We start from the raw sequence: 9,897 nt of genomic DNA, 5'->3' as shown, positions 1-9,897 counted from the left end.
GCCCGCCCTTCTCGGCGGAGCCACACGGGTGGGGAATTTCGATGAGCGTCAGTGGGGAATTTCAGTGAGCGCGATCAGCGCCAATGTGTCCACCACCGCGTCGAGATCGCTGTCCTCGACGGCACGATTGATCCAGCCATAACGCTCGGCCAGTTCGCCCGGGTAGTCGTCGCTCGACAGTGCGACTTCTAATGCCCGCCCGCGGCCCATCAGCCGGGAGAGATGTTCCAGGCCGCCCCCGCCGGGCAGGTTTCCGCTCGCGGTTTCGGGTTGGCAGAACAGCGAATTGCGGCTGGCGAAGCGCATATCCATCGCCTGGGTGAGCTCGTTGCCAATGCCGCGCACCCGTCCCCGGATCTTGGCGATCGACGTCACGGGCAGGTGCGAGAGGCGGGTGCTGGTGTCGACCACCAGCGGATAACCGGTGACCCCGAGGTTTGTCGGTGTTTCCGCTACCCGCGACGTGTCGTAGTGGTTCAAGAAGTAATCCGGATTGGCCGACTCGAACACCACCACACGCAGCTGGCTTGACGCTTCCATCTGGTCGATCAGCTCAGGTAGTTCGACGAGCATCTCAGGGGTCACCAGATTGATCGGCGGGTTATCAAAGGTGACCCGCCAGAGAGACTCGCTTTCGGCGACCACCGAAAAGTGGGTCCCCTGCTGAATTCTCATCCCGCTGGCCCGTCTCTTCGTGGCTGTCGACGGGCGGCAGGTGGTTCCGCTACATCAACCTTGTCAGCAGTGTAGAAGATCTGACCCCTAATCGACGGGCTCGACCGCGCGCTCGACCATCGGCGTCAGCACATCGTGGGCAAACCGCCGCAGCTCGTCGTCATCGCCGAAGTCGGGATCCGTTGGCGGAGCGGAGATATAGGTCATGAACAGCCGTGCGAACACGTCGGCTACCCATCGCACCGGCTGACTCGGAGTTGCCGGCTCGTCACCGTGGATCTGCCTGGCAATGAACGCTGCGCCGATATTGAGCAGTTCGGCGTTCTCGGTGGCGGACAGCGCCGACTCGGTGTGGGCGGCTCGGCGCAGCATCGGGTGCGAACGCGAGAAGCGCACAGCTGCGATGAACGCCTCGACAATGCCGTCGTGCGGGTCCGCGGTCTTCTCGATGGCATCCGCCACGGCGGCAAGGAAGCGCTGGGTCTCCCGTCGCACCAAAGCTTCCACGAGATCGTCGCGCCGGGGATACCGCCGGTAGACGGTCATCCGGGCCACCCTCGCGCGCCGTACCACGTCTTCGACCGTAAGTCGTTGCAGTCCAACGGTTGCCGCCTCTTGGAGGGCGGCGTCTAGGATCCGCTGGGTCGTGCGGTCGGCGGCCTCGAAGTCGGCGCCACCAGTCGCGGCGGCGCCGAGCATCCGGACCAGCGCGCCCTCGGTCACCCGGCCGCTTTCAGTTGCAGCCCGACCATCTTCTCTAAGTCGTCGACGATCTGTTGGCGAGGCAACTTCACGATAAACCCCTGCGATATGAGTGAGACGGAATCTAACTAATCTATACCATTTGCCTGGTAGCCGGGCCTCCAGATGCGGCCAGATCCTCACGTTGCCGGGGACGAAATGACAGACGGTAGCCTGACGGCCGTGAAAGCCTCCCGGATGTATTCCTCCGTCGCTCTCGCGGCCTGCACGGCCGCCGTTCTCACCTTCGCAGGCGCGGGTACGGCAAGCGCGGCCGCAACTTGTCCCACCGCAGCACCACAGAACAGCGGAACGCCGGAATGGACGCTTTCGGGGACCACCGGCAGCGTCGCGGTCACCGGATCCACCGACACGACCGCTCCCGTGGTGAAAGTGACGGAACCGTTCAGCGTGAACCAGACCCAGGTGCATACGCTGCGCGCGGGCGACGGGCCGGTCGTCTCCAACACGGCGACGGTTTCCGTCTGCTACATGGGCGTCAATGGGCGCGACGGGTCGGTTTTCGACAGCAGCTACCAGCGGGGTGTGCCGGTCGACTTCCCGCTCACCGGAGTAGTGCCGGGCTTCCAGAAGGCCATCGCCGGACAGAAGGTCGGATCTACCGTCGCAGTCGCAATGACTTCGGCGGACGGCTATCCCGAAGGTCAGCCACGAGCCGGAATTCGGCCTGGCGACACGCTCGTCTTCGCGATCAAGATCCTCAGCGCCACCTGACCACGAGGGCCGTTACCCGACGGCCTCTATCCGGTGGAGCGTTTAGCGCGCTTTTCGAAGAAGCTCGCCCACGAAACGACCTCGGGATGCTGCTTGAGCAGCGCCCTGCGCTGGCGCTCGGTCATACCTCCCCAGACCCCGTATTCGACCTGGTTGTCGAGCGCATCCGCGGCGCATTGCTGCATGACGGGGCAGTGCCGACAGATGGTCGCGGCCTTGCGCTGCGCGGCGCCGCGCACGAAGAGTTCGTCGGGGTCTGCGGTCTTGCACGCCGCCTTTGTCACCCAAGACCGGTCTTCTGAAGTGGTTGAGCGCGGGGCGCTTTTTATAGCTACCAAATCAAGTCGCCGGGGAACCGAGCGCATTTCTGACACCGAACTCATCCTTTCGTCTCTGCCGCAATTTGCGACCGTCTCCCCCGGTCCAAACAATGTGCGCTCGATGATGCCTTCGGGTGGGCTGATTCGCGCGCATCTCAATTTTAAGTTGGCCTCTCGGGTGCTGAGTGCACCAATTTTCCGGGCCGACGTGCTTGTCCCCGCAGTGGGTATTTGCGCAGGTCGGCGGCGTGCAGCGGGTCTTGAGGAAGCATCTGAAGAGCCACCTGCCGAAGCGAGGATGCTTTGGCTGTCAATCTTCTCGTCATCACTTCGTCGGTCCTGGCGCTGGCATGGACTGGTCAAGCGGCCGAAGTTGCGGGCCGACGTGTGGCGGCCGCTATCAAGTTAATAAACAGCGCGGATTCGGCCCTCGATGACGTCGTGGAATTGCGACGATCTATTCAGTTGTTGCGGACAAGATTGCCGAACTCGCCGAGAGGGCATCGGATCGCCGAAATCGTCGCGCCTAGTTTTGGCGATTACCCGAGTGGCGGCAACAACGGCGGCCGGCACGAGTTGGAGGCCGGATCCCACCACCAGCCGTTGTCACAGGCGAGCGGCTGCGGCCCCACCCCCAAGGGGCGGCACACGTTGGCCGTTGGATCCCACCATTGACCCGCCTCACACGCGAGCGGCTGCGGCCCAACTCCCAAGGGCCGGCACGTATTTGCCGTTGGATCCCACCACTGGCCGGCATCGCAGGGCAGAGCTTCGGGTGCGTTGGCTGGGCGGCACTGATTTGCCTTCGCGTCCCACCATTCACCGTCGGCGCATGCCGCTGAACTCACCGCTGGAGATCCGAGCGTCACGACCGCCATCGATGCCACCGCTAACCCCGCAACAGAGAGCAGACGGCAAACGATCGTCCACATCGCACACCCCCGTGTAGTCCTACGTTGCTGCATTCAAGTAGACACAGCGGACCGGTATCGACATTATGCACGGGTGGCCACCAAGAAACCGCAGACGATCTCGTATCCGGCGCCCGAATCGCGCCCCCACCGTACGGACACCGAAACGTTAGAACCTCACGTCATCGTGTTGTTCGGGGCAACCGGAGATCTGGCCAAGCGCAAGCTGATTCCCGGCTTGGCCCATTTGGATCAGTCCGAGCTCGCACCCAATATCGAAATCGTCGCCACGTCGCTGGAAGACCTGAACGACGACGAGTTCCGGAAGATCGCCAAGTCCGCGATCGACTCGTTCGGTTCGCATCAGCTCACGACGGACCAGTGGGACAACTTCGCCCGCATACTTCATTACGTCCCGCAGGGTGCGGGACCCGAGGCACTTGCGGAGGCGGTCGCGCGGGCGGAAGCCAATCTGGGCACCGACGTCCGGCGATTGCATTACCTATCCGTCCCCCCGAAAGCCGCGCGCGCCGTCATCGACATGCTGCGGGAAGCCGATCTCGTCGAGCGGTCCCGCGTGGTCATGGAAAAGCCGTTCGGCACCGACCTGGAAAGTGCGATCGCTCTCAACGACTTCTTGCACGAAACATTCGAAGAATCGCAGATTTTCCGCATCGATCACTTCCTGGGCAAGGAGGCGGCTCAGAACATCCTGGCGTTCCGCTTCGCCAACGGCCTGTTCGAGCCGATCTGGAACCGCAACTTCATCGACCACATTCAGATCGACATACCCGAAACCCTCGGACTCGACGAGCGGGCGAACTTTTACGAAAGCACCGGAGCCTATAAGGACATGGTGGTCACCCACCTCTTTCAGGTGATGGCCTTCGTTGTGATGGAACCACCCACTGCTCTTGAGCCGCGCGCGATCAGCGAGGAAAAGAACAAGGTGTTCCGGTCGATGCTGCCGATCAAGACCTCTGACGTGGTGCGCGGCCAGTTCGCCGGATATCGCAACGAGAAAGGTGTGGCCAAGGATTCCGACACCGAGACATTCATCGCGCTCAAGGTCGGCATAGACAACTGGCGCTGGGCCGGGGTTCCGATCTATCTGCGTACCGGCAAGAAGATGGCAGAAGGCATTCGCATCATCTCGATCGCGTTCAAAGAGGCTCCCCGAACGATGTTCCCGCCAGGTTCGGGCGTAGGCGCTGAGGGCCCCGACCACCTCACGTTCGACCTCGCGGACGCGTCGAAGGTGTCGCTGTCCTTCTACGGCAAGCGGCCGGGACCCGGCATGAAGCTCTACAAGTTGTCCATGCAGTTCTCGTCTCAGGAAATCGACACCGTCGTCGATGTGCTGGAAGCCTATGAACGGCTCATCCTCGACGCGATGCGCGGCGACCACACACTTTTCACCACTGCCGAGGGCATTGAATCGTTGTGGGAGCGTTCGGCAGAACTGCTCGACGACCCGCCGCCGGTCAAGCTGTATCAGCCAGGTACCTGGGGGCCCAACGCGATTCATCAACTGATCGCGCCGAACGCGTGGCGGTTGCCGTTCGAGCGCGGTTGGCGCGAAAGGCGTTAGCGCCGTAGCGAACTCGACCGCTATCAGGCGGTTGGTAGGCGTAAGAAGGCGACGGGTTCGGTGAAGCCCTTGAGTGCCACGGTCTCGTTCAGCTGTGCGGCGCCGGCCAGAATTTCGTGCACTGCGGGATCGGCTGCGACGGCCTTGGACAGCACGATGTCGCCACCAACGCTTTGGCCCTGCAAGCGCGCCGCCATGTTCACCGTTGAACCGAAGTAGTCGAGCCGATCGTTGAGGGTCACCACGACGCTGGGCCCGGCGTGAACGCCGACCTTGAGCACGAGGTTGTCGTCTCCATCGCTCGACGAACCAACCTGTTCCTGCATGGCCAGCGCCGCGCGCACGGCCTGCGCCGGATCGACGAACGAGGCCATCACGGCGTCGCCGATCGTCTTGACAACCGCGCCGTCATGGTCGCGCACAATGGCGGCCAACAACCGAAAATGCTCCCGCACCAGGTTGTACGCCGCGGCATCGCCAACCCGTTCGTAAAGGGCCGTCGAACCTCGCAGGTCCGTGAACAACAGCGCGACCTGGCTGACACCGGCGTCGTCGCCGGGCCGTAGCGTTGCCGCCGCGAACAAATCCCGAAAGGCTTGGAACGAGATCACTTCTGGTGCGGTCAGCGCGTCCCGTGTCCACGTTCGGTCTTCGATTACTGCGGCTACCTCGAATTCGGCATCGTTGACGAACGTCACGCGTCCCTGTTCGTCCGAATCACCCGGGCTGTCAAGCAATTCGACGCCCCTCGCTGTAACGCGGGCAGAGGGAAAGGAGCCAGATTCATAGTCCACGTCGACGAACTCGCCGGGATGCGTCGTGCGCAATCGGTACGCACCGGGCGGAAGATCGACGGCGACCTCGCGCCGCTCGCCCGGCGCCAACAGCACTTGGACAGCGACGTGCGGTGTCTGCATCGGGCCGGACAGACAGAAACTGCTGGAGGGCACTGGGCGTACCGCCGGTGTCGGCGCGAATGTCAGCTCGACGTTGCGTTCGAAATCGCGGTCGTAGTCGATGTTGCAGGAGGGGCAGTGCGCGCCGTGCGGCAGGTCGGCGAGCGTGGAAACGCTGCCGTTCGGCCCGCGGCAGTTGGTGCACAGCAGATCCCATTTCATGGTGAACAGCCCCGCCTTGACTCCGGCCAGGCAAGCCTCGGTTGCCGCGCGCGGCGTCACCCCAAGCTCTCGCGCCAAGACTTTGGGCCGGATTCTGGTCAGGTCGACCGCCATGCCTTGCAACGCGAAGTCGGCGAGCCAGTTGCCCAGCCCGTTGCCGTAGGGGCCGCGGTCCATCTCGCGCGCCATCGCTGCGGCCCGCTCACGGGCACCGGGCGGCAGTTGCGGCTCCGGCAAGACGAAAGGGGTGATGCGCTCGTCCCTGTTGTCACCACGAGCGAAGGTGAGTGCCTCCTGGATTCGCTTGATGAGGTTTTCGCCCGCTTGGGTCGCCAGCCGCGCGCCGAACAGGCGGCCGACCAGGTTCAGCGGTTCCCATTCGAGGGCATAGGTGATGCTCGATCCCCCTTGGCCGTCGGACTCGAGGTCGAACACCGGCCCGAAACGGCGGAAGGGGCCCTGGGTGAAGACGCGGGATTGTCGGAAGTGTCGACCCCAAACCCACTCGTACGGTTTTTCCTCCCAAGCCAGCATGAACCCGGCCGCCTTCGCGCGGCCGCGGCGCAGGACCGTGCCGTTGGGTTGCGGCGTCTCCTCGAGCGTGTAGGGCGGCAGCCCCAAGGCTTCGTTGAGCCGGTTCGTATCGGCCACCACTGGCCAGAGTTGCTCCGGCGGCAGGTCGAACGTCCAGGTCCAAGTGCGACGCATCGACTGGAACTCTAGACCGATTTATGAGTGCCGTAGGCGTCAGTTTTGATCGGTGGTCAGGAAGTGGATGACTTCCCACAGGTGCCCGTCGGGATCCCGAAAATATCCGGAGTAAATGCCCCACGGACGCTCCCCCACCGTGCCCACCCGCTGGCGGCCGGCCGCCTGCGCCGTGGACTGGTTATGCGTGTTTTTGGATGTGGCGACCGGGGTAAGACGCATCTGATCGCCATGCAGCGCCTCAGGCGACATGCGTAGGCTCGAAATGACTCCAACGACGAAAGATTTAGACGATGAAGGCAACGGTGACTCCCGACGCCGAAAAGGCTGTCACTGAGATTGCGCAGCGCCATGGGCTGTCCCGCGAGGCGGTGCTGGCCATGTTGTTCGCCATCCATGCCGGCGGCGGCACCATGGCACAGTTTTCCATTCCCGAACTCGGCGGCTCCGGACAATGGATGCGGGGCGGTATGACGATGGTCGGCAACATGTTCGACAACGCGCTCAAGGCGCGCGTCGACGCGCTGTGCAATGAACTGGCGCAGCTGCTGACCACTACGACGGTGTTCCCCGCACCGCACACCCAAACCCAATTCCAGGGCGGATTCACCTCCTCCAACTGGTGGCCCGCTGACCTGGGCGTCCCGAGCTCGACCGGCGCGCAGAACAACGCGCGCTATGCGGTCTTCCCGAGCACGCGCAGGCTGGCAATTCAGATCGACGGTGTGACAAGGATTTATGACACCGGCGATCACCAGATTGGTGGCGTGCAACAGCAGCAGGGCGGCGGTGGATACGGCTCGGTCCAGTTCACCAGCCAGTTCGGCACCTTCGATGTATCCAGCTTGCGTGAGTTGGGCACCGGCCAGGTGGCCGAAACGCCCGCGGCCGCGCCCGCTCCGCATTATCGGTCCGAACCCGCAGCGCCATCCGTGGCCGGATCCGGCGATTCCGCGAGCATCGTGGCGGCCATCGAGTCTCTTGCCGGGCTGCATCAGCGCGGCATCTTGTCGGACGAAGAGTTCGCCGCGAAGAAGGCGGAACTGCTCAGCCGGCTCTGAGGTGTGCGCCGCGCGGCGGGGCTATTCCTTGGTGTAGTCGGTGCTCAGCCAGCGCTGGGGACGCATCCGAATGATGACCGAGTCCGCGCTCAGGTTCTGGTCGGTGAACTCGTTGCCGCCGGCCTCGCCCAGGTAGCGGACGGCGATGGCACGCGCGTCGGCGTCCTGAGCGGGTTCGATCGCACTGACATCGCCTTCCGCGGTGACGTACCGGTAGGGCCACTGTTCGTCCTGAACGGTGATGGAGAACCGCCCTGCCGGGCGGATCAGCTTTTCTTTCACGCTGCCGCGTTGGGTCCAAAGCACCACCTCGCCGCCCGGCTGGTATCCGTACCAAATCGGAACCGCCAACGGCGCGCGGTTGGGACGCTCGACCGCAATTACCCCGACGTGGACTGCGCCGAGGAAAGTTTCCCGTTCCGCGCTGGACATCTTCGCCATATCACCCTCCAATCGTTGCTCGATGGAACCCGGCTGACCTCCGCGCTATTCCGCATTTGGGTGGTGGACACGGTTAGGTTAACCGCGTAACTTCAGCGACGCGGGGAGTTGTGGTCACGCCGAGAGGGGATGCTTATGAGCGTTCAGGCTGTACTAGACGAGGTGCGGAACAGGCCGGGCACCGGCGACGTGATCCCGGTCATCAATCCCTCGACCGAGGAGCAGATCACCGAGTTCACCGACTGCGGGCCAGAGGCCGTCAACGATGCGGTGGCCCGGGCGAAGGAGACCGCCGAGTCCGGCGTGTGGTCCGGCAAACCGGACTACGAACGCGCCAAGGTGTTGTGGCGGGTCGGTGAGTTGATCGACCAGAATGCCGAACTCCTCGCCGAGCTCGAAATGCTCAATGCCGGCATGTATCCCACGCAGGCCAAGATGCAGGTGTCGGTCGGTGCCGAGTGGTTCCGCTACTACGCCGGCTGGTGCACGAAGATCGAGGGCATCGCGCGGGATGTCAACACGGGCGGTCTCTCCGGAGTGGACTCGCACATGCACACGTACACGGTCAGGGAGCCCTACGGGGTGGTGGGACTGATCTTCCCGTGGAACGGACCGGTGTTCAACTTCTGTGCCAAGTTGGCCCCGTCGTTGGCCGCGGGTTGCAGCAGTGTGGTGAAACCCGCTGAGGAGACACCACTTTCGGCACTCGTCCTGATGCGGCTACTGGCCGAGGCCGGCGTGCCCGACGGGGTGGCGAACCTGGTGAACGGTTACGGGCACACGGTTGGTGCGGCCATCACCGCCCACCCTGACGTCGAAAAGGTCGCGTTCACCGGTTCGACGGAAGTAGGGCGTGAGATCGTGCATGCCTCGGCGAGAAGCAATCTCAACAAGGTCACCCTGGAGCTCGGCGGCAAGTCCCCGGTGTTGATCTTCGACGACGCGAAACTGAAGAAAGCAATCACCCTGGCCGCCTTCGGCACCTTCGTGCACTCCGGGCAGGCGTGCGTGTGTGGCTCCCGGATCTTGGTGCAGCGCAGCGTCTACGACCAAGTGGTGGAAGGCATTGCCGCGATCGGCAATCACCTGAAGATGGGTGCCCCGAACGAAGAGGGCACCATGAGCGGGCCCTTGATCAGCCAGAAGCAACTCAACCGCGTGCTCGGTTATCTCGAGCAGGGCAAGGCCGAAGGCGCCGAAATCGTCAGCGGCGGTTACCGACTCGACCGCAAGGGGTACTTCGTGCATCCGACGGTCGTAACGAACGTCGACCCCGACACGAGCCGGCTGTTTCAGGAGGAGATCTTCGGGCCCGTCGTCACGATTCTGCCGTTCGAAGACGAGGACGAGGCCGTCGCACTGGCCAACAACAGCACCTATGGGCTGGCCGCCACCGTGTGGACCAAGGACATCGGCCGCGCGCACCGGCTGGCGAAGCGGCTGAAGGCCGGCACCGTCGGGCTGAACTGCCAGATGCAGTACGACCACTCGATGCCGTTCGGTGGTTACAAGCAATCCGGCTGGGGCCTCGAGTCCGGCAAGGCCGGCATCGAGACTTACCTGCAGACCAAGATCGTCTGGGCCCAGATGTAGCGG

Annotated in this window: 11 protein-coding genes; 4 read left to right on the top strand and 7 right to left on the bottom strand. The window is 63.6% G+C overall.

Annotated elements, in window-relative coordinates:
- Positions 1 to 48: 48 nt before the first annotated feature.
- Both BST27_RS15180 and BST27_RS15175 read right to left on the bottom strand, forming a co-directional pair.
- On the bottom strand, positions 49 to 675 hold the full coding sequence (locus tag BST27_RS15180) for an enoyl-CoA hydratase/isomerase family protein (RefSeq protein ID WP_232007280.1): 627 nt from the start codon (positions 673 to 675) through the stop codon (positions 49 to 51).
- An 87-nt stretch (positions 676 to 762) separates the two neighbouring features.
- On the bottom strand, positions 763 to 1,398 hold the full coding sequence (locus BST27_RS15175) for a TetR/AcrR family transcriptional regulator (RefSeq protein WP_069419383.1): 636 nt from the start codon (positions 1,396 to 1,398) through the stop codon (positions 763 to 765).
- A 177-nt stretch (positions 1,399 to 1,575) separates the two neighbouring features.
- Between BST27_RS15175 and BST27_RS15170 the strand changes: the two genes are divergently transcribed.
- On the top strand, positions 1,576 to 2,151 hold the full coding sequence (locus BST27_RS15170) for an FKBP-type peptidyl-prolyl cis-trans isomerase (protein ID WP_276014435.1): 576 nt from the start codon (positions 1,576 to 1,578) through the stop codon (positions 2,149 to 2,151).
- Positions 2,152 to 2,177: 26 nt separating this feature from the next.
- On the opposite strand, the gene BST27_RS15165 is transcribed toward BST27_RS15170, so the two are convergent.
- Together BST27_RS15165 and BST27_RS34805 are read right to left on the bottom strand one after the other, a co-directional pair.
- Positions 2,178 to 2,525 carry a WhiB family transcriptional regulator gene (locus tag BST27_RS15165; RefSeq protein ID WP_372515481.1) on the bottom strand — a complete coding sequence of 116 codons (348 nt, stop codon included), beginning with the start codon at positions 2,523 to 2,525 and terminating at the stop codon, positions 2,178 to 2,180.
- A gap of 485 nt (positions 2,526 to 3,010) precedes the next feature.
- A complete protein-coding gene (locus tag BST27_RS34805) occupies positions 3,011 to 3,403 on the bottom strand; it encodes a hypothetical protein (RefSeq protein ID WP_079220221.1) in 393 nt (130 codons plus the stop codon).
- A gap of 73 nt (positions 3,404 to 3,476) precedes the next feature.
- Between BST27_RS34805 and zwf the strand changes: the two genes are divergently transcribed.
- Positions 3,477 to 4,973, top strand: a complete 1,497-nt coding sequence (gene zwf / locus BST27_RS15155) for a glucose-6-phosphate dehydrogenase (RefSeq protein WP_069419382.1) — start codon at positions 3,477 to 3,479, stop codon at positions 4,971 to 4,973.
- Between the two features lie 23 nt (positions 4,974 to 4,996).
- Here the strand turns inward: zwf and BST27_RS15150 are convergent, their stop codons facing one another.
- Both BST27_RS15150 and BST27_RS15145 read right to left on the bottom strand, forming a co-directional pair.
- Positions 4,997 to 6,799, bottom strand: a complete 1,803-nt coding sequence (locus BST27_RS15150) for an adenylate/guanylate cyclase domain-containing protein (RefSeq protein ID WP_069419381.1) — start codon at positions 6,797 to 6,799, stop codon at positions 4,997 to 4,999.
- 39 nt (positions 6,800 to 6,838) lie between these two features.
- Complete coding sequence (locus BST27_RS15145) at positions 6,839 to 7,051, bottom strand: VOC family protein (RefSeq protein WP_069419380.1); 213 nt, start codon at positions 7,049 to 7,051, stop codon at positions 6,839 to 6,841.
- Between the two features lie 41 nt (positions 7,052 to 7,092).
- Here BST27_RS15145 and BST27_RS15140 point away from each other — a divergent pair, with 41 nt between their 5' ends.
- Positions 7,093 to 7,860 carry an SHOCT domain-containing protein gene (locus BST27_RS15140; RefSeq protein ID WP_069419379.1) on the top strand — a complete coding sequence of 256 codons (768 nt, stop codon included), beginning with the start codon at positions 7,093 to 7,095 and terminating at the stop codon, positions 7,858 to 7,860.
- A 21-nt stretch (positions 7,861 to 7,881) separates the two neighbouring features.
- Here the strand turns inward: BST27_RS15140 and BST27_RS15135 are convergent, their stop codons facing one another.
- Complete coding sequence (locus BST27_RS15135) at positions 7,882 to 8,301, bottom strand: pyridoxamine 5'-phosphate oxidase family protein (RefSeq protein WP_197518109.1); 420 nt, start codon at positions 8,299 to 8,301, stop codon at positions 7,882 to 7,884.
- Between the two features lie 135 nt (positions 8,302 to 8,436).
- Here BST27_RS15135 and BST27_RS15130 point away from each other — a divergent pair, with 135 nt between their 5' ends.
- The gene (locus BST27_RS15130) at positions 8,437 to 9,894 is read left to right on the top strand and encodes an aldehyde dehydrogenase family protein (protein ID WP_069419378.1); all 1,458 of its coding nucleotides are present in this window, start codon (positions 8,437 to 8,439) and stop codon (positions 9,892 to 9,894) included.
- Positions 9,895 to 9,897 lie beyond the last annotated feature (3 nt).

Source organism: Mycobacterium intermedium, from assembly GCF_002086275.1.
GTDB lineage: Bacteria > Actinomycetota > Actinomycetes > Mycobacteriales > Mycobacteriaceae > Mycobacterium > Mycobacterium intermedium.
The sequence above is the reverse complement of the archived record's forward strand: the minus strand, read 5'-3'. Positions and strand labels throughout refer to the sequence as shown.

What these genes read in the sequence shown, in the direction of transcription:
- BST27_RS15180 (WP_232007280.1), bottom strand. Translation starts at nt 675, where the DNA reads ATGAGAATTCAGCAGGGGACCCACTTTTCGGTGGTCGCCGAAAGCGAG.
- BST27_RS15170 (WP_276014435.1), top strand. Translation starts at nt 1,576, where the DNA reads ATGACAGACGGTAGCCTGACGGCCGTGAAAGCCTCCCGGATGTATTCC.
- BST27_RS34805 (WP_079220221.1), bottom strand. Translation starts at nt 3,403, where the DNA reads ATGTGGACGATCGTTTGCCGTCTGCTCTCTGTTGCGGGGTTAGCGGTG.
- BST27_RS15150 (WP_069419381.1), bottom strand. Translation starts at nt 6,799, where the DNA reads ATGCGTCGCACTTGGACCTGGACGTTCGACCTGCCGCCGGAGCAACTC.
- BST27_RS15145 (WP_069419380.1), bottom strand. Translation starts at nt 7,051, where the DNA reads ATGTCGCCTGAGGCGCTGCATGGCGATCAGATGCGTCTTACCCCGGTC.
- BST27_RS15140 (WP_069419379.1), top strand. Translation starts at nt 7,093, where the DNA reads ATGAAGGCAACGGTGACTCCCGACGCCGAAAAGGCTGTCACTGAGATT.
- BST27_RS15135 (WP_197518109.1), bottom strand. Translation starts at nt 8,301, where the DNA reads ATGGCGAAGATGTCCAGCGCGGAACGGGAAACTTTCCTCGGCGCAGTC.
- BST27_RS15130 (WP_069419378.1), top strand. Translation starts at nt 8,437, where the DNA reads ATGAGCGTTCAGGCTGTACTAGACGAGGTGCGGAACAGGCCGGGCACC.